Source organism: Streptococcus suis, from assembly GCA_002831545.1.
Taxonomy (GTDB): domain Bacteria; phylum Bacillota; class Bacilli; order Lactobacillales; family Streptococcaceae; genus Streptococcus; species Streptococcus suis_P.
In genome coordinates this window covers 1,785,626-1,805,642 of sequence record CP025095.1, presented here as the reverse complement: position 1 = coordinate 1,805,642, position 20,017 = coordinate 1,785,626, and the positions used below count along the sequence as shown (strand labels likewise).

The following is a 20,017-nucleotide window of genomic DNA, read 5'->3' as shown; positions in this document are numbered from 1 at the left end:
TATCGGTAAATCCAGTATGGTTATTGTTATAAAGAAAAACTATAACAAGGCTCCCTATTTTTCTATAAGTATTTTTGGATATTTTTCACACCAAATCTCCTATTTCATGCTAGACTATATTGTAAGTTAGATTGGAGTAGATGTTATGACAGATTATAAGATTGATACGATTTTAGCGCATACGGGCATCAATAGCGATGAGAGAACAGGTGCCTTGATTTCCCCTATCCACCTTTCGACGACCTATCAACACCCTGAGTTTGGTCAATCGACAGGTTATGACTACACGAGAACAAAAAATCCGACACGTGCCAGTCTAGAGACGACTTTGGCAGCTATTGAAAAGGCCGACTATGCCCTAGCAACGAGCTCGGGAATGGCTGCTCTGGTCTTACTTTTTAATGGTTTTCCTGTAGGGAGTCAAGTGGTAGCGGCGCGTGATTTGTACGGTGGTTCCTTCCGCTGGTTCAATGAGCAAGAGAGTATCGGTAGATTTCAATTTACCTATGCAAACACCGAGGAGGAGCTGATTGCAGCCATCACCGAAGAGACAGACTATGTTTATCTGGAGACACCGACTAACCCACTCATGGTGGAGTTTGACATCGCTAAGGTTTCGGCTATCGCCCATGCCAAAGGTGCTAAGGTGATTGTCGATAACACTTTTTACAGCCCTATCTACCAAAATCCACTTGTTCTAGGAGCGGATGTTGTCCTACATTCAGCAACCAAGTACCTATCTGGGCATAATGATGTACTAGCTGGCGCTTTGATGACCAATGATAAAGTCTTGTACGATAAGCTATTTTATGACCAAAATACAACAGGCCCAACCCTATCGCCACTGGATGCTTATTTACTCATGCGTGGCTTGAAAACTCTTTCGCTTCGAATGGAGCGGGCGACACAAAATGCTCAGAAAATTGTTGCCTATTTGGAGAAGAATCCTGCAGTGAAGCAAGTATTTTACACAGGTAAAGGTGGGATGATTTCATTGAAGGTGGTTGATGAGAGCAAGATTCCACACATTCTAAATACCTTGAAAATCTTTACTTTTGCGGAAAGCTTGGGTGGGGTAGAAAGTTTGATTACTTATCCAGCTACCCAGACTCACGCAGACATTCCAGCTGATACCCGTCATTCATACGGTTTGACAGATGATCTGCTTCGCTTGTCTATCGGTATTGAGGATGCGGATGATTTGATTGCCGACTTGGAAGTAGCCTTGGAGGGATAAGATGACCAGATATGATTTTACTAGTAAGCCAAATCGCCTAACGCACCATGCTGAAAAATGGAAAAAAGTAGAAGCTGATCCTGAACTCTTACCTTTATGGATTGCAGATATGGACTTTGAGCCACTTCCAGAAATTCGCCAAGTAATCCGTGACTACGCAGATCATCACGTCTTTGGTTATCCCTATGCTAGTGACAGTCTTTATCAGTCTATTATTGACTGGGAAGATAGACAGCATGGCTACAAGATTAATAGAGAGTCCATCCTGCTCATCGAAGGTGTTGTTCCTGCCTTAACTGTGGCTATTCAATCTTTGACAGAAGAAGGGGATGCAGTCCTCATTAATACGCCAGTCTATCCACCCTTTGCACGGACTGTCAAATTAAACAATCGTCAGCTTGTTACCAATTCACTTGTAGATGTGGATGGCGTTTTTAGAATTGATTTTGACCAGCTTGAAAAGGACATTGTAGAGAATCAAGTGAAACTCTATATTTTCTGTAGTCCACACAATCCAGGTGGTAGGGTTTGGAGCAAGGAAGAACTCTTAGCTATTGGACGTCTCTGTCAGAAACATGGCGTCGTTCTTGTCTCAGATGAAATTCATCAAGATTTGACCTTATATGGTCACAAACATGATTCCTTTAATACGGTGGATGAAAGTTTCAAAGATTTTTCAATCATCTTATCATCTGCAACTAAAACATTTAACATTGCTGGAACGAAAAATAGCTTCGCTATTATTGAAAATCCAAGCATTCGCAAGACTTTTGCTAAGCGTCAATTGGCAAACAATCAGCATGAAGTTCCAACAATTGGTTTGTTAACCACAGAAGCTGCCTTCACTTATGGGGATGAGTGGTTGACAGAGTTAAAAAGTATTTTAGAAAAAAATATTGATTATGTTGAAGAGTATTTGACTTCCCATACTCGGATCAAGGTCATGAAGCCCCAGGGAACCTACCTTATCTGGCTTGATTTTTCTGACTATCAGCTGGAACATGACCAATTGTTCGAATTGTTGCAAGAACAGGCAAAATTGATTTTGAACGATGGTTTAAGCTTTGGTAAAGAGGGCAAACACCATGCGCGTCTAAATGCAGCAGCTCCATTTGATGTCATTGAAGAAGCCTGTCAACGGCTTAGAAACGTTTTTGGATAAAGAAATAAGGACTAGGTGTGAGTAAAATCACCTAATCCTTATTTTTTTGCGTTTTTCGAAATTCTGTCGGGCTCATATGAAAATAATTTTTAAAGGCTGCGCTGAAGGTGAGAGGATCTTGGTAGCCGACAGAATAGGCGATTTCAGTGATACTCCGAGAAGCATCTTCTAATAGTTGACAAGAACGATTCATTTTTACTTGTAAAATATAATCTTTGATAGAATAGCCTGTTTCCTGCTTAAAAATCTTATAGAGATAACTTCGGCTTAGAGCTAGAAAATCTGCTATTTCAGAAACTTTAATTGGATGAGCATAGTGGTTATGGATCATCTTGATGGCTTGCTGAACATAATGCTTGGTTTGTGTTTCGGGCTTAATTAATGTTTCACTTGGAAATTCCTCGATGAGCGCAGCCAAGAGTTGATTGAGGTAGCCAATTAAGACTAGTTCAGTGATAGAGGGGATGGGATGCATCTGAACATGGTTAATCTGATGCATATAGTCTAGAATTGGGGACTCTAGACTGGAGTGGAGGTAGTAGTTTTCTAGCAGTTGACTTTGATTAAGTAGATCTTTTGCTCGTGAACCACTAAAACCAACCCATATATAGGTCCAAGGATCTATATCATCAGCTTGATAGAAAATGGAAACATCCTTTGGAAGAATAAACAAATCACCTGCTGATAGATAACTTGTTTTTCCGTCAACAAGAATTTTCCCTCTTCCTTTTGTAATAAAATGCAGGACAAAATTATCACGGATAGTAGGACCGAAGGAATAGCCCTTGTCACATTGTTCGGCACCGTAATGGTCTACATTTAGGTCAAAATTATGACTATCCAATTCATTATAGATATTTAGAATATTCATTTCAATCCTCCTTAGGAAACATTATAACATGTTTTAAATACAAAAGGCCATTAAATAAAGCGTTTTCATTTTGTACAATAAGACCATAAAGAAGAGATGGGAGAGATGAATGTGATTGAGATTTATAATGAAAAACAGATTTTTCACCTGAAAACAAGAGAATTTTCTTATATCATTCAAGTATTAAAAACTGGTGATTTGGTTCATCGTTATTTTGGGAAAAAAATCGAAAAATTTAGCGATGGAAACAAAATAACATATTTAGATCGATCATTTTCTCCGAGTCCAATTACTGGGGATAGGACATACTCATTGGATGTCCTCCCACTCGAATATTCTAGCAATGGTCTGGGAGATTTTAGAACCTCAGCAATAGATGTTCGGAACGAATTTGGGGTTACTCTTGACCTAAAATACAAAGAGTATCGATTATACAAGGGGAAAAAAGAACTGAGGGGATTACCAGCAAGTTTTGGAAATCAAGAAGAAGTAGAGAGTCTTGAAATTGATCTTTATGATCAGTTGACAGATGTTACTGTAACACTTCAGTATTCTGTTTTTGAAGAAGCCTCCTATCTCGCACGGTCAGCTACAATTCAAACTGGCAAATATCCATGTAAACTAGAGAAGGCCTTATCTGCAACGGTAGATTTTCCACATCAAGATTTCATTGTTCACAGCTTGACTGGACGTTATGCTTATGAAAAAGAGTGGACACAGACCCCACTGACAAAAGGTCAGTATTCGATTGGTAGCATTCGAGGTGCCTCAAGTCACTCAAGAACACCTTTCTTAGCACTTGCCTCACCCGATGCAGGTGAGGACAAGGGCGATGTATATTCAGCTCACCTTGTCTATAGTGGCAACTTTTCAGCCTTTGTCGAAACGACAGCCATGGAAACCAGTCGATTGGGATTAGGATTGGAAAGTCACTATTTCTCATGGCAATTGGATAAGGATGATCGTTTTCAAACTCCAGAAGTTCTCTTATCATATACTGATAAAGGATTTACTGGCATGACACAAAATAGTCATCACTTTATTACAAAACACCTCATTCGATCATCGTTTGTAAACAAACCAAGGCCCATTTTAATCAACAACTGGGAAGCGACCTATTTTGAATTTACAGAAGAAAAGATTTTACAGTTAGCTCAGGTCGCCAGTCGAGCTGGTATTGAATTATTTGTTTTGGATGATGGTTGGTTTGGTAAACGAAACAATGATGAGAGTTCATTGGGTGACTGGAAAGTCAATTTGGATAAGTTGCCAAATGGTTTGAATGGCTTAGCAGAGCGAATAAATGAGCTTGGCATGAAATTCGGTCTGTGGTTTGAACCAGAGATGATTTCTATTGATAGCGATCTTTATCGTGAACATCCTGATTGGGCAATTCGCACAGAAGGACGCTTACCAGTTTACAGCCGAGAACAATTAGTGTTGGATTTGACCAAGCAAGAAGTCTGTGACTACATCATTGATAGCGTCTCTTCCATATTAGAATCAGCCAATATTTCTTATGTAAAATGGGATATGAACCGTAATATCACCAATATCCCTAAAGGTTTAGCAAATGACCAGCGCTTTGAGTTCCACCATCGTTACATGCTAGGTCTCTACCGTGTATTAGACCACCTTACCAAGCGGTTCCCAGATATTCTTTTTGAATCCTGCGCAGGCGGTGGAGGTCGTAATGATTTGGGAATCATGTATTACATGCCGCAAGCTTGGGCAAGTGATGATACAGATGCGATTGAGCGCTTATCTATTCAAGAAGGTACTAGTTTGATTTATCCCCCTTCCTCAATTGGCGCACACGTCTCTGCCGTTCCAAACCATCAGGTTGGTCGTATCACGCCTCTTGCTACACGAGGCAATGTGGCTATGATGGGAGGAGCATTTGGTTACGAGCTGGATTTAACGAAACTTTCGGAAAAGGAATTGGATGAAATCAGTCAGCAAATCGAAACCTATCACTCCATTCGTGAAACGATACAATTCGGTCAGCTCTACCGTCTGAAAAAGACGACCAATACCTGGGCTGCCAATTATGTTAGTCAAGATAAGAATCAAGCGGTCTTTACATTTGTAAAAATTCTTGCCAAGCCAGAAGCGCCTTTGCTTCATGTTCGGTTGAAGGGGCTAGACCCAGATGCCTTGTATGAATGCCCACAATTAGGAGAGACATTCTACGGGGATGAATTGATGAATATTGGGCTTACAATGCCACATGTTCAAAAAGATTATTTTAGTGTACAATATATTTTTAACAAAATCTAGGAGGATTTTATAATGAAAATGAAAACATTTTTAAAATGTGCGTCAGTGTGTGCTTTTGCTAGCTTCTTGGTTGCTTGTGGGAATGCAAGTAGTAGCGATAAGGTAGAAATTGAATATTTCTCACAAAAACCTGAAATGCAAGCGACTCTTCAGGAAATTATTGATGATTTTGAAAAAGAAAATCCTACGATTGATGTTAAATTTTCAAATGTACCAGATGCAGGAACTGTTCTGAAAACCCGTATGGCAAATAACGAAGCGCCAGATGTTATCAACATTTATCCACAAAATGCGGACTTCAAAGCATATGCAGCGGATGGTCGTTTCCTAGAAATTGGTGATGATGCAGGTCTTAGTCATCTAAAAGATGGTGCTGTAACGCCTTATCTTGTTAATGAAAAAAATTACACCCTTCCTTTGACAGCTAATGCTTATGGTATTTACTATAATAAAGATAAGTTCAAAGAGTTGGGTCTCGAAGTTCCAACTACCTATGCAGAATTTGTGACTTTGGTAGACAAAATCAAGGCTGATGGCAGTGCAGCACCGTTTGCTCTTTCATTGAACGATGCTTGGTCATTGAACGGCTACCATCAGTTAGCTTGGGTAACTGTTGCGGGTGGTTTTGATGGTGCTGAAGACATTCTAATCCGCAGTGCAAAGGGAGCAATTCAAGATGATGCTACAACAAAAGCTGTCTTAGAACGCTTGCAACTGTTGACAGATAATGGACAAAAAGGTGCGACAGGCGCGCTCTATGCAGATGCAGTGGCAGCTTTTGCGGCAGGAGATGCTCTCATGCTTCCACAAGGTACATGGGCAGCTACAGCTGTTAACCAACAAGAACCAGAATTTGAATATGGTATGTTTACCTTCCCTGGTGATAAAGAAGGTGGCGACTACACCATCGGTGCAGCTGACCTTGCTCTCTCTATTTCCGCAGATACAGAGCACCCAGAAGAGTCTAAAAAATTCCTAGAATACCTCTCTCGTCCAGAAGTTATCCAGAAATACTACGATGTAGATGGCTCACCAACTTCAGTTGAAGGTGTAGATACAGAAGGTAAGTTTGAAGAAACTGCTGGAGTGACACAATATGCCTTCACTGACAAACACGTAGTTTGGTTGCAATCTGAATGGGAATCAGAAGAAGAGTTCTGGAATATCACTGTTGAAATGGTTAAAAATCCAAACTCAGCAGAATTAGTGAAAAAACTGAATGCATTCTTTGACCCAATGAAGTAATGAACAATAAAAAAGGTTACCTAGTAACGATATTTTATTTCTACTAGGTAGCCGTTATTTTAAAATGTTGTGGAGCGCTTAATCAATTTTGGAGCAATCTCGCGATGTTGGATAGGCGAAATAATTTCTTTCTTTCGTTCTTCTATTTGCTGGCTCAAAACTTCTAAAGCTGTGTGAGAAATAGCCTTTAAATCTTGTCTGATAGTTGTCAATGGGATAATTGTTTCCGATGCAATCGGAGAATCATCAAATCCTACGATACGATAATCCTCAGGGAAATGACCATATTTTTGAAATAGGATATTGACAAAGATAGAGGCATAGGTATCGTTAGCAAAGAAAATTCCTTTGCGCTTACCTTGATAGTTAGCCTCAATCGTCTCAAAATGGTGCTGTAATTCAGTTTGAATCTGATGGTAAGAACTACCTAGGTCAGTTGCAAAGATTCTGTATTCTACATCACTGTCCTGACACATTGTTTCGAAACCTTTGACTCGATTATAGGCAGGTATATTTTCTTTCAATTTTCCATTAATATGGATAAGTATATCACAGTTATTCTTGATTAAAGAACCTGTAGCTTGAATGGCTCCGAGATAGTTATCGGTTTCAATGCTAGAAATATATTGTGATTCGCGCTCAATTGAAACCACAGGAACATTGTAACTGGCTAATTCTTCAGAAGTAATGGTATGACTTAATACAATCAATCCTTCGATATTATAAGCCAATAATTCTTGGATATACTCTCGTTCGGTCTCAATATTGTCATCACCGATGAAAACTAAGAATTTGTAATTATTTTTTTTATAGGTAGCTAATATTTCTTCTAAAATAGCCGCATAAAAGTGGAGAAATAGATTTGGTATGATAATACCGATGAACTCCGTTTTACCTTTGGCTAATACTTTTGCCAGTTTATTTTCTTGGTAACCCAGTTCAATTAATGCTCTTTCAATCTTTTGTTTGCTGGCATCTGTTAATGAATCGGGATTATTAAAATATCGTGATATGGTTGTCTTTGAAAAATTTGTATGTTTTGCAATATCCGCAAATGTAACCTTTTGTTGCTTCATTTGAAAAGCCTTTCTTTGTTTTCAGTATTATATAGTGAAAATCGCTATGTGTCAATCTTTTTTCAATTTAGAAAAATATTTTTGAAAACGCTTGACAATCAAAAACTAAAAGGGTACAATACCAGTAAGTAACCGGTTACATCACAAATAACATCCGGGGGTGAAGGATGCAAAACTTGAAAAAGGCTAGAGATTATGTTTCCCAGCATCATGTTGCTTCGGATACAAGGCCACGATTTCATGTTAGCCCACCTGTTGGTTGGCTAAATGATCCGAATGGACTTTCAGAATTTCAAGGTAAAGTCCATCTATTTTATCAGTATTATCCTTATGATATCAAGTGGGGGCCCATGCACTGGGGACACCAAGTGACGGAAGACATGGTAGTTTGGAAAGATTTGCCCGTGGCTCTAGCACCCGACCAATGGTATGACCAGGAAGGATGCTTTTCAGGAAGTGCAGTGGAGCACGAGGGAAAACACTATCTAATTTATACAGGGGTTCGAAAACAAGAAAACAGTAGTGGGCAGATTGAAGTTGTTCAAGACCAATGTTTAGCCGTTGGAGATGGAGTTGATTATAAAAAAGTTAATACGAATCCAGTATTGACAGGAAATCTACTGCCTGACGGTTTTAGTAGAGAACATTTTCGTGATCCAAAAGTTTGGAAAGAAGATGGACTATACAATCTGGTTGTTGGAAACTTGGATATAGATGGGCGTGGTCAAATCCAACTATTTTCAAGTCAGAATTTACAAGAATGGTCCTATAAGGGAGTACTTGCGAGCAATGATACAGGAGAGTATGGTAGCATGTGGGAATGCCCGGACTTTTTTGAAATTGATGGTCAATCCGTTCTAATCTGCTCACCTCAACACATGAGAGCTAAAGACCTAGAATTCCATAATGGTCACAATTCAGTCTATTTTATTGGAAATTATGACAGAGAAAATCATAAATTTGATAAAGGTGAAGGAAAATCTCTTGATTATGGTTTGGATTTTTATGCACCACAAACGTGTCGTCTGAGTGATGGGAGACAGATTCTTATTGGATGGATGAAATCGTGGAATTCGATTTCTGATTTAGAAAATTTAGAGTGGCAGGCTATGATGACTCTTCCGAGAGAGCTTAGCTTAGAAGATGGTAAGCTCATCCAGCAACCGATTCGGGAACTAGAGGCTTATCGTCAAAATAAACTTCAATTTTCAACCACCATTGATGGAGCCTATCAAGAACCAGATTTGAAAGGTAGATTTATTGATTTACAGCTCAGTTTGACTGGTAAAGAATGGACAACATTCCAAATTGATCTAGCTTGCAAAGATGACTTATATACCAGTTTCAAATTTAATCGGCAGACTAATACGCTAGAAGTTGATCGAACCTATTCTGGACTTAGATTAGATCAGAATTGTTTCAGAAAAGTAGCGGTAGACCTCCAAGATTCAATCACCTGTCGCTTTATTTTGGATAGTCATTCCATTGAATTGTTTATCAATGGAGGGAAGCAAGTGTTTAGTATGGAAATTGAAACGCCACTTGAAGCAGATGGCATTCGTTTCCAGAGTCAAGGAACGGTCACATTATCAGTTGAAAAATACGATATTATTACCAAATGACCTATTTATAGGAGGAGAAAGAAAATGAAATTTACAAAATTCGTTAAAAGTGCATCTGTGATTGCTTTTGCTAGTTTGCTAGCAGCATGTGGGAATGGTTCAGCGGGGTCTAGCGATAAAGTTGAACTAGAATATTTCTCGCAAAAACCAGAGATGCAAGCGACTTTGCAGGAAATAATTACTGATTTTGAAAAAGCTAATCCGAATATTAGTATTAAATTTTCAAGTGTTCCAGATGCAGAAACGATTTTAAAAACCCGTATGGCTAATAATGAAGAACCAGATATTATCAACGTTTACCCAGTTGCCGCAGATTTTGAGGCATGGGCAAAAGATGGTCGGTTCTTGGAACTTGGAGAGGATGCCGGTGTTGGAAATTTGAAAGCAGGCGCTGCGGAGAGCTATGCTGTTGATAATAAAATTTATTCACTTCCATTAAATACTAATGTTTATGGTATTTATTATAACAAGACTAAATTTAAAGAGTTAGGGTTAGATGTTCCTAAAACGACTGCTGAATTTGAGAAATTAGTAGCAACAATCAAAGAAAAAGGGGAAACACCGTTTGCATTATCATTGGCTGACTCTTGGTCACTAAATGGTTTCCATCAATTGGCATGGGTGAGCGCAGCTGGTGGTTATGATCAAGCTCAAGATATACTTGTTCGTAGTGGCAAAGGAAGTATCTCAGCTGATAACCCAGTTACTCAAGCAGTTGTTAAATCATTCGACTTATTACATGACAATGGTCAATCAGGATTTTCTGGAGCTAAGTATGCCGATGCTGTCGCAGCATTTGCAGATGGCAAAGCTCTCATGATGCCACAAGGTAGCTGGGCTGCTGCAGTCATCAATCAACAGAATGCTGATTTGGATTATGGTATCTTTGCTTTCCCTGGAGAAAAAGAAGGGGATGATGTGACTATCGGTGGTGCCGACTTAGCTTTGTCAATCAGTGCCAAGACGGAACACCCAGAAGAAGCTAAAAAGTTCCTCGCTTATATGTCTAGCAAAGAAGTCATGCAAAAATATTATGATGTAGACGGTTCGCCAACCTCTGTCGAGGGAGTTGAAACAGAAGGAAAGTTCCCAGAAATTGAAGGAGTTGCCCAATATGCCTTTACTGATAAGCAAATTGCATGGTTGCATAAAGAATGGACATCGCAAAATGATTTCTGGACCATTGCTGTAGAAACAATCAAAGATCCAAAGGCAGATAAGCTTGCGGACGAATTGAATGCATTCTTTGACCCAATGAAAAAATAATTCCGAAAAACTATAAGCAGAGGCTAGTTGCAGCCTAGCCTCCTTATAGTTGCCTAGTGTCAGTTTTAGTAATCCTATGGGATTCCTTGAACTGAGACTAAGTAACTATAACTTTATCAAAAAGGAGTACCATGATGAATCAAAAAGGATTTATTGCTAAATATTGGCCCTATCTATTTGTTGCCATACCAATTGGCTTACAGTTAATCTTTTTCTTCTATCCCCTATTTACAGGTATCTATTATAGCTTGACGGATTGGAATGGATTGACATCGGATTTTAGTTTAATTGGTATTCAAAACTATCTAGACATCTTAAAAAATCCTGATTTTTATACTTCCATGACCTTTACCATTATCTTCACCATTGGTTTGGTCATCGGAGAAATTGTTATTGGGATTTGGTTGGCTAGTCTCCTAAATCGTAAGATTAAAGCGGTTGGTTTCTTTAGAACCTGGTATTTCTTCCCAGCAGTGCTATCCACAGTTACGTTAGGATTGATTTTTGTCCAATTGTTCAACTATGGTTTCACACAAATTGGTGAGATTCTGCATATCGATTGGTTGATGGAAAACTTATTGGTTCAAGAAAATAGTGTCATTCCAGCCGTACTTTTTGTGGCTCTTTGGCAAGGGTTGGCAATGCCAGTCATCATCTTCTTGTCTGGTTTACAAAGTATTCCAGAAGATGTGAAAGAAGCAGCTGCTATTGATGGTGCGACTCGTTCTCAACAGTTTTTCAACATTGAGCTGCCCTTCTTGTTACCGTCCATCAGTATGGTTTTCATCTTGGCAATGAAATCAGGTTTGACAGCATTTGACCTTATCTTTGCACTGACAAGTGGTGGTCCTGATGGGAAAACAGAGTCCTTGGGCTTACTCGTTTACAACTATGCCTTTGTAGACAACAAATTCTCTTATGCCAATGCTTTGGCTGTAGTACTCTTCATCTTCATTATTGTCATCTCATTGATTCAGATGAGAATTTCGAAGAAATTTGAAATTTAGGAGGACTGTCATGAATACTCAAAAACAGAATAATTGGTGGGTCTATCTCGTGCTCTTCAGCGGTATTCTCTTCATGTTTATTCCGCTACTTGTGACGATTATAAGTTCGTTCAAACCAACCAAGGAAATCACGAGCAATTTCTTTGGTCTTCCTGAACATTTCACCTTAAATAACTACGAACGCTTGTTTAATGACGGGATTGTTCAATATTTTGGCAATTCTGCCTTGATTACGATTGTAGCTGTTGGCTTGATTTTACTTGTTATTCCAATGGCAGCTTTCGCCGTAGCCCGTCAAATGAAACGCCAGACAGTATTTAACTTTATCTACTTTTTCTTGATTATTGGGATTTTTGTACCTTTCCAGGTGATTATGCTCCCAATGACCAAATTGATGTCTAGCCTTGGCTTGAACAATATTGTCGGCTTGATTATCCTCTATTTGACCTATGCAGTTCCTCAGGCACTCTTCCTCTATGTCGGCTATATTAAGACCATTGTTCCTGAGGAAATGGATGAGGCGGCAGCTATTGATGGCTGTGATAAATTTACCATGTACTGGAAAATCATTTTCCCACTCATGAAACCTATGCATGCAACTGTTTTGATTATCAATGCCCTCTGGGTCTGGAACGATTTCCTCTTGCCCCTATTGGTATTGAACCGTGACCAAAGCATGTGGACTTTACCACTTTTCCAATACAACTATCAAGGCATGTATTTCAGTGATTATGGACCATCATTTGCATCCTATGTGGTGGGAATTATTCCAATCTTACTTGTCTATCTTGTCTTCCAAAAACATATTATTTCAGGTATGACGAGTGGTTCTGTCAAATAAATCGAAAGGTTGACTTGTTCAACCTTTTCTAACAATGAAAAAAGAAAAGGCTTACAAAGGAGAAAATCTATGAAAATTAAAAATCAAGCGATGTTGATTACTTATTCGGATAGTTTAGGAAAGAATCTCAAGGATTTGAAAAAAGTTCTTGAGGGGCCATTAAAGGATGTTGTGGGAGGTATCCATATTCTGCCGTTTTTCCCATCATCAGGTGACCGTGGGTTTGCGCCAATGGATTATACAAAGGTAGATCCTGCATTTGGAGATTGGTCAGATATTGAAGCATTGAGCAAGGACTATTATCTAATGTTCGATTTTATGATCAATCATATTTCTGCAAAATCTCCTTATTTTCTTGATTTTCTTGAAAAGAAAGATGAATCAGCTTATGCGGATTTGTTTATTCGCTATAAAAACTTTTGGCCAAATGGTGAACCAACGCAAGAAGATGTTGATTTGATATACAAACGTAAACCTCGTGCTCCATATCGAATTGCAACATTTGCTGATGGTAGCGAGGAGAAGGTATGGTGTACCTTTGATGAAGAGCAGATTGACTTGGATGTGACTACAGAGACAACACGCCAGTTCATCCAAGAAAATCTGGAACAGTTGGCAGAACATGGAGCTTCGATCATTCGTTTGGACGCCTTTGCTTATGCCAATAAAAAAATAGGAACCAACTGTTTCTTTGTGGAGCCTGATATTTGGGAAATGCTCCATTTTCCACGTCAGTTATTGGCACCAAAAGATGTAGAAATCTTACCAGAAATTCATGAACACTACACCATTCAGCAAAAAATTGCGGAACAGGATTATTATGTTTATGACTTTGCCTTGCCAATGCTGGTTCTCCACGCTTTGTATTCTGGTCATGTCAATCGTCTGGTTCACTGGATGGAGATTTGCCCTCGTAAGCAATTTACAACTCTTGATACACATGATGGAATAGGGGTTGTGGACGTTAAGGATTTGCTGACGGATGAGGAGACAGAGGAAACGCGTGAAGCCTTATATGCACAAGGTGCTAATGTGAAGAAAATTTATAGTACAGAAGCCTATAATAATTTGGATATTTATCAGATTAACTGTACATATTATTCTGCCCTTGGCAATAACGATCAAGATTACCTATTAGCGCGAGTTCTTCAATGTTTTGCACCAGGTATTCCACAGATTTACTATGTTGGTTTACTTGCAGGCGAAAATGATATTGAACTTTTAGAATCAAGTAAGGAAGGTCGTAATATCAATCGCCATTACTATGATTTGGAAGAAATTGAGCACGAAGTACAACGGCCAGTTGTACAATCCTTGTTCAGACTCCTTAAATTCCGCAATACAAGTCCAGCTTTCGACGGAGAGTTCTCTGTTAAGATGCTGGATGAAACAAGTATGGAAATTTTCTGGAATAATCAAGATGCAGGGGTATCTGCCCGCCTAATAGCAAACCTAAAAGAAAAAACCTTTGAAATTGTTGAAATAGAAGAGGGCAAAATTACCACAATTGAGTTATAATATGATTATATAGAAAGAGGGGGATTCCCCTTTTTCTTGCGTAAATTAGATTGTACAGAAAGGATCAATCACATGCCAGAAATACAAAAGACAGATTGGTGGAAGAAGTCCGTCATTTACCAAATTTACCCTCGTAGTTTTCAAGATTCAAATGGAGATGGAGTAGGGGATATTCGAGGGATTATCAGCCGATTAGATTATCTTCACGAGCTTGGAATTGATGCTATTTGGCTCAGTCCTGTTTATCAGTCACCCATGGATGACAATGGTTACGACATCAGTGACTACCAAGGAATTGCTCCAGAATTTGGGACCATGGAAGATATGGAAGAGCTGATTGCAGAAGGCCATAAGCGCAATATCAAAATAATCATGGATTTGGTGCTTAATCATACCTCGGATGAACATTTCTGGTTTCAAGAAGCCCTCAAAGGACCAGATAATCCCTATTATGACTATTATGTTTGGGCTGATGAGCCGAATGAATTACGTTCGACCTTCTCAGGCTCTGCATGGGAATACGTTCCACATCTGAACAAATACTATCTCCACCAATTCTCTGTTAAGCAACCGGATCTGAACTGGAAAAATCCTGCTCTGAAACAAGAAATCTGGGACATGATCAATTTTTGGATTGAAAAAGGTGTCGGCGGTTTCAGGCTAGATGTGATTGATTTGATTGGAAAAGAACCGGAAAAATTAATTACAGCCGATGGACCGACTCTCCATCCTCTTATTCAGGAATTAAATGAGAAAACCTTTGGTGCTTACGACTTAGTGACTGTTGGGGAAACCTGGAGTGCCAATCCAGAAAATGCTCAGTTATATTCGCATCCTGATCGAAAAGAATTTTCGATGATTTTCCAATTTGAACATGTCGGACTTGATCAGCAGGAAGGGAAAGAAAAGTGGGATTTGGCACCGCTTGATCCAGCACGTTTGCATAAGGTTCTCTCCAAATGGCAGACTGAACTGGTTGGTAAAGGCTGGAACTCGCTTTTCTGGAATAACCACGATTTACCTCGTGCCATTTCTCGCTTCGGTGATGATCGACCTGCATTTCGTGAACTAAGTGGTAAAATGTTAGCTATTTATCTTCATTTTATGTCAGGGACACCTTATATCTACCAAGGTGAGGAAATTGGTATGATTAACACACCAATTACTGATATTAGCCAAGCGGATGATATTGAAACACGTCGCATGTATGCGGAGCGGATTGAAAATGGCTTCACCAAGGAGGAATTGATTACTGCTATTAATGCTAAAGGTCGTGATAATGCTCGCCGTCCAATGCAATGGACAGGGGCAGAAGGTGCAGGTTTCAGTACAGGTCAAGCCTGGCTGGCTTTGGGAGATACTGTCAAAGACATCAACGTTGAAAAAGCACTTGCAGACAAACAATCGCTTTTCTATACCTATCAAAAATTGATCGCTCTTCGGAAAGAGTATCCTTGTATGTCTGAAGGAAAATATGAAGTGATGGAGACTGGAAATAGCTTGGTAATGGCCTACCGTAAATATGATGATCAGGATGATTTCCTCATTCTGGTAAATTTCACCAGTGATGAGCAAGCATTTGACGTATCAAGCGAAGGGTATTCATTGTTTATGCATAATTACGATGAAGCTACATTTTTGGATAGACAATTATTAAGACCGTATGAGGCAATCGTTCTCAAAAAATAAATTCCTTTTCTTTTCCCATGCTTTTTTCATGAATTTTTGGTAAAATGGAAAAAACAAAAAAGAGAGGTTTTATCATCATGGGTAAATTCCAAGTCATTTCACACCCACTCATTCAGCATAAGTTGTCAATCCTTCGTCGCACATCGACTTCTACTAAGGATTTTCGTGAGTTGGTAAATGAAATCGCAATGCTAATGGGTTACGAAGTTTTGCGTGACTTGCCACTGGAAGATGTGGAGATTGAAACACCAATTACGAAAACAGTTCAAAAACAAATTGCCGGTAAAAAATTGGCTATTGTACCAATTCTTCGTGCAGGTGTTGGTATGGTTGACGGCTTGCTTAGCCTTGTGCCAGCTGCAAAGGTTGGTCATATTGGTATGTACCGTGATGAAGAGACACTTCAACCAGTCGAGTACCTCGTAAAATTACCTGACGACATTGACCAACGCCATATTTTTGTCGTTGATCCAATGTTGGCGACTGGTGGTTCAGCTATTCTTGCAGTTGATTCATTGAAAAAACGTGGTGCTTCAAATATCAAATTTGTTGCTCTTGTTTCAGCTCCAGAAGGTGTAAAAGCTCTTCAAGAAGCACATCCAGATATTGATATCTACACGGCAGCCTTGGATGAAAAACTCAATGAAAAAGGCTACATCGTACCAGGTTTGGGAGATGCAGGTGACCGCTTGTTCGGTACAAAATAATTAAGAAATCAGCTCTGCTGGTTTCTTTTTCATTTCCTGAAATCGTGTTTTTTATTTGACCAATTTTGACTATTCATATATAATGAGTACAGAAAATCTCGAAAAGGAGTAATTTTATGATTCCAGTAGTTATTGAACAAACTAGCCGTGGTGAGCGTTCTTATGATATTTACTCACGCCTTTTGAAAGACCGCATTATCATGTTGACAGGACCAGTTGAGGACAACATGGCAAACTCTATCATTGCACAATTGCTTTTCCTTGATGCCCAAGACCCTACAAAGGATATTTACCTCTATGTTAATACGCCAGGAGGATCGGTGTCAGCAGGTCTTGCCATTGTAGACACGATGAATTTCATTAAAGCTGATGTTCAAACCATCGTTATGGGAACAGCTGCGAGCATGGGAACCATCATTGCGTCAAGCGGTGCCAAGGGCAAACGTTTCATGTTGCCAAATGCGGAATACATGATTCACCAGCCAATGGGTGGAACTGGTGGCGGTACTCAGCAAACGGATATGGCCATTGCTGCAGAACACCTATTAAAAACACGTAATAAGCTAGAAAAAATCTTGGCAGACAACTCAGGTAAGACAGTGAAACAAATCCACAAGGATGCCGAACGTGATTACTGGATGTCAGCTGAAGAAACCTTGGCTTACGGATTTATTGACCAGATTATGGACAATACAAAAGTCAAATAAGCAGTGACAAATATGTAATAGTACTGACTATTCCTATTAGCTCCAACTCTTTTACAGGTAGTTGGAGCTTTTCATTTATCATTGAAAACGGTATAATATAGAAAGAGAATTTTTAGAGGAGAAGACATGTTTGAGAAGAAAAATCGCACTTGCTTAACTGTCTATTTACACTACAATCGTGATGCGCGTAAACTCAGCCAATATGGAGATATTGTTTACCATTCCAAACGCTTGCGATATGTTTTGGTGTATATGGATCAAGAACTAGTAGAAGCTACCATATTAAAATTGAAAAAGGAACGTTTTGTAAAAAAAGTGATTCCTTCATACATTAAGGAATTAGACCAAAACTTTGTAGGTAATCTATGGAGAGATGAAGAACCATCAGTTGTAGGATAGTCGGAATTAGCAGGTATGTATTCCCTGCTAATTTTTTATTTTAAAATTTTTTTCTTTTTTTGTTGACAATTTTCAGATAATTCAGTATATTGGATACATCGTAAAATTTAAGAAAGATTTAAGGAGTTTTCATGAAAACAAGAAAATTTGCAGTAGCGCTTGCTACATTTGCCTCTGCAGCTCTACTCGCTGCATGTGGTAATGTTTCGACAACCAATACTTCAGCCGCAGTTTCTTCTGTAGGTGATACATTTAAAATCGGCTACAACTTGGAGTTGTCAGGTGCTGTCTCATCTTATGGTCAAACAGAGGAAAAAGGTGCCAACCTTGCCGTGAAAGAAATCAATGCTGCGGGTGGTATTGACGGCAAAAAAATCGAAGTTATCACAAAAGACAACAAGTCTGAAACAGCAGAGGCAGCTACTGTCGCAACAAGCTTGGCAAGTGAAGGGGCAAACGTTGTGATTGGCCCAGCTACATCAGGAGCTTCAGCAGCCTCTATTCCAGCATTGACATCTGCTGGTGTTCCTATGATTACTCCTTCAGGAACTCAAACAAACTTGGTTGTGAACGATAAAGGTGAGGTCCAAGAATACTTCTTCCGTGCAACCTTTACAGATGGATACCAAGGTCAAATCATGGCTAAATACGCTACTGAAAACTTGTCAGCTAAGAAAGTTGTGCTTTACTTTGACAACTCTTCTGATTATGGTAAGGGTGTAGCAGAGGCGTTCAAGAAAGCATACACAGGAGAAATCGTTTCAGAAATCACATTTGCTTCTGGCGATAAAGATTTCCAAGCTGCTTTGACAAAATTGAAAGATAAGGAATTTGATGCTATCATCATGCCTGGTTACTACAATGAAACAGGTACAATTGTGAAGCAAGCTCGTGGACTTGGCTTGAATCAACCAATTCTTGGTTCAGATGGTTTTGACTCACCACAATTTACTGAATTGGCAACTGCATCAGCAGCATCAAATGTTTACTACCTTTCTGCATTTGTAACATCAGCAAGTGAAAAAGCCAAAGCATTCTATGATGCATATAAGAAAGAATACAATGAAGAGCCATCAATGTTCTCAGCTCTAGCTTACGACTCAGTTTACATGGCAGCAGAAGCAGCAAAAGGTACAGCTGATTCAGCAGCAGTGAAGGCTAATCTTGCAGCTCTGAAAGACTTTGAAGGTGTGACTGGTACAATGTCTGTTGACAAAGAGCACAATGTCGTTAAATCAGTTTATGTTGTTGGTTTAACAAACGGAGAAGAATCATCTGTAGATACTATCTCTATTGACTAATAGTGGATGAAAAGAGGGAATTCCCTCTTTTTCACTTGTCAGAATGTATAGAATAGTATACATGCGGATATAAAATTTGGTTAAAATTTCTGTAATATTAATGATTAGACTCCCTATCTAACTTGCTTATTTTCAGAAAATTTTGTATAATGTAACAATGCTATTGAGCTCGAAAAATATTTAGAAAGATTGGTGAACCTATGCTTCAACAACTTGTCAATGGTTTGATTCTTGGTTCTGTTTATGCCCTTTTGGCCCTTGGTTATACCATGGTGTACGGAATTATCAAACTCATTAACTTCGCCCATGGTGATTTGTATATGATGGGTGCTTTTATGGGGTACTTCCTATTAAACAATTTAACTTTTATTGCAGATGGTGGAACGCGTTTCTTTGTTGCTCTCATTCTAGCGATGGTAGGGACGGCTATTCTCGGTGTCGTTATAGAGTTTTTAGCCTATCGTCCTTTGCGTAATTCAACGCGTATAGCAGCTTTGATTACGGCTATCGGTGTATCCTTCTTCTTGGAATACACTATGGTCAAATTTTTTACAGCAGACGTAAAAGCCTTTCCACAAGCCATCGAGGCTGTGACCTTTAACCTTGGCCCAGTTTCTGTAACCAATATACAGTTGATTATTCTTGGTGTATCGCTTGTGTTGATGGTCGCTCTTCAATTAATTGTCAAACGTACAAAAATGGGGAAAGCCATGCGTGCGGTCTCTGTAGATAGCGATGCAGCTCAGTTGATGGGGATTAACGTAAACCGTACAATCAGCTTTACTTTTGCTCTTGGGTCGGCTCTTGCGGGTGCTGCGGGTGTTCTCCTAGGTCTCTACTACAACCAGATTGAACCTTTGATGGGGATGACCCCAGGTCTGAAAGCCTTTGTAGCGGCAGTATTGGGCGGTATCGGTATTATTCCAGGTGCAGCACTTGGTGGATTTGTTATCGGTATTATTGAAACATTTACATATGTAATCGGTTTGGATACTTTCCGTGATGCGATTGTTTATGCTGTATTAATCATCATACTCCTTGTTCGTCCAAGTGGTATTCTTGGTAAAAATGTGAAAGAGAAGGTGTAAC

At 39.2% G+C, this 20,017-nt stretch carries 17 protein-coding genes; 15 read left to right on the top strand and 2 right to left on the bottom strand.

The window, feature by feature from the left end:
• Positions 1 to 145 precede the first annotated feature (145 nt).
• Both CWM22_08730 and CWM22_08725 read left to right on the top strand, forming a co-directional pair.
• A complete protein-coding gene (locus CWM22_08730; protein AUC91973.1) occupies positions 146 to 1,237 on the top strand; it encodes a cystathionine gamma-synthase in 1,092 nt (363 codons plus the stop codon).
• Between the two features lies 1 nt (position 1,238).
• Complete coding sequence (locus CWM22_08725) at positions 1,239 to 2,399, top strand: cysteine desulfurase (protein AUC91972.1); 1,161 nt, start codon at positions 1,239 to 1,241, stop codon at positions 2,397 to 2,399.
• A 31-nt stretch (positions 2,400 to 2,430) separates the two neighbouring features.
• Here the strand turns inward: CWM22_08725 and CWM22_08720 are convergent, their stop codons facing one another.
• Positions 2,431 to 3,270 (bottom strand): AraC family transcriptional regulator, encoded by an 840-nt coding sequence (locus tag CWM22_08720; GenBank protein AUC91971.1) that lies wholly within the window; start codon positions 3,268 to 3,270, stop codon positions 2,431 to 2,433.
• A gap of 105 nt (positions 3,271 to 3,375) precedes the next feature.
• On the opposite strand from CWM22_08720, the gene CWM22_08715 reads away from it, so the two are divergent.
• Together CWM22_08715 and CWM22_08710 are read left to right on the top strand one after the other, a co-directional pair.
• On the top strand, positions 3,376 to 5,550 hold the full coding sequence (locus CWM22_08715; GenBank protein ID AUC91970.1) for an alpha-galactosidase: 2,175 nt from the start codon (positions 3,376 to 3,378) through the stop codon (positions 5,548 to 5,550).
• A 12-nt stretch (positions 5,551 to 5,562) separates the two neighbouring features.
• A complete protein-coding gene (locus CWM22_08710; GenBank protein ID AUC91969.1) occupies positions 5,563 to 6,795 on the top strand; it encodes a sugar ABC transporter substrate-binding protein in 1,233 nt (410 codons plus the stop codon).
• Between the two features lie 59 nt (positions 6,796 to 6,854).
• Here the strand turns inward: CWM22_08710 and CWM22_08705 are convergent, their stop codons facing one another.
• On the bottom strand, positions 6,855 to 7,871 hold the full coding sequence (locus CWM22_08705; GenBank protein ID AUC91968.1) for a LacI family transcriptional regulator: 1,017 nt from the start codon (positions 7,869 to 7,871) through the stop codon (positions 6,855 to 6,857).
• A 167-nt stretch (positions 7,872 to 8,038) separates the two neighbouring features.
• Here CWM22_08705 and CWM22_08700 point away from each other — a divergent pair, with 167 nt between their 5' ends.
• The 11 genes from CWM22_08700 to CWM22_08650 all read left to right on the top strand — a co-directional run bounded on the left by CWM22_08700 (position 8,039) and on the right by CWM22_08650 (position 20,016).
• The gene (locus tag CWM22_08700) at positions 8,039 to 9,493 is read left to right on the top strand and encodes a sucrose-6-phosphate hydrolase (GenBank protein ID AUC91967.1); all 1,455 of its coding nucleotides are present in this window, start codon (positions 8,039 to 8,041) and stop codon (positions 9,491 to 9,493) included.
• Positions 9,494 to 9,517: 24 nt separating this feature from the next.
• Entirely contained in the window at positions 9,518 to 10,759 is a 1,242-nt protein-coding gene (locus tag CWM22_08695) for a sugar ABC transporter substrate-binding protein (protein AUC91966.1), read from the top strand.
• 131 nt (positions 10,760 to 10,890) lie between these two features.
• The gene (locus CWM22_08690) at positions 10,891 to 11,766 is read left to right on the top strand and encodes a sugar ABC transporter permease (GenBank protein ID AUC91965.1); all 876 of its coding nucleotides are present in this window, start codon (positions 10,891 to 10,893) and stop codon (positions 11,764 to 11,766) included.
• A gap of 10 nt (positions 11,767 to 11,776) precedes the next feature.
• Positions 11,777 to 12,607, top strand: a complete 831-nt coding sequence (locus tag CWM22_08685; GenBank protein AUC91964.1) for a sugar ABC transporter permease — start codon at positions 11,777 to 11,779, stop codon at positions 12,605 to 12,607.
• A 69-nt stretch (positions 12,608 to 12,676) separates the two neighbouring features.
• Positions 12,677 to 14,125: a sucrose phosphorylase gene (gene gtfA, locus CWM22_08680; GenBank protein ID AUC91963.1), complete on the top strand. Its 1,449-nt coding sequence runs from the start codon at positions 12,677 to 12,679 to the stop codon at positions 14,123 to 14,125.
• Between the two features lie 72 nt (positions 14,126 to 14,197).
• Positions 14,198 to 15,814, top strand: a complete 1,617-nt coding sequence (locus CWM22_08675) for a glucohydrolase (GenBank protein AUC91962.1) — start codon at positions 14,198 to 14,200, stop codon at positions 15,812 to 15,814.
• Positions 15,815 to 15,891: 77 nt separating this feature from the next.
• Positions 15,892 to 16,521 carry a uracil phosphoribosyltransferase gene (locus CWM22_08670; protein ID AUC91961.1) on the top strand — a complete coding sequence of 210 codons (630 nt, stop codon included), beginning with the start codon at positions 15,892 to 15,894 and terminating at the stop codon, positions 16,519 to 16,521.
• Between the two features lie 116 nt (positions 16,522 to 16,637).
• Positions 16,638 to 17,228: an ATP-dependent Clp protease proteolytic subunit gene (locus tag CWM22_08665; protein AUC91960.1), complete on the top strand. Its 591-nt coding sequence runs from the start codon at positions 16,638 to 16,640 to the stop codon at positions 17,226 to 17,228.
• Between the two features lie 126 nt (positions 17,229 to 17,354).
• Positions 17,355 to 17,627 (top strand): hypothetical protein, encoded by a 273-nt coding sequence (locus CWM22_08660; protein AUC91959.1) that lies wholly within the window; start codon positions 17,355 to 17,357, stop codon positions 17,625 to 17,627.
• A gap of 131 nt (positions 17,628 to 17,758) precedes the next feature.
• Entirely contained in the window at positions 17,759 to 18,928 is a 1,170-nt protein-coding gene (locus tag CWM22_08655; GenBank protein AUC91958.1) for a branched-chain amino acid ABC transporter substrate-binding protein, read from the top strand.
• Positions 18,929 to 19,128: 200 nt separating this feature from the next.
• A complete protein-coding gene (locus CWM22_08650) occupies positions 19,129 to 20,016 on the top strand; it encodes a branched-chain amino acid ABC transporter permease (GenBank protein ID AUC91957.1) in 888 nt (295 codons plus the stop codon).
• The last annotated feature ends 1 nt before the right edge of the window (position 20,017 follow it).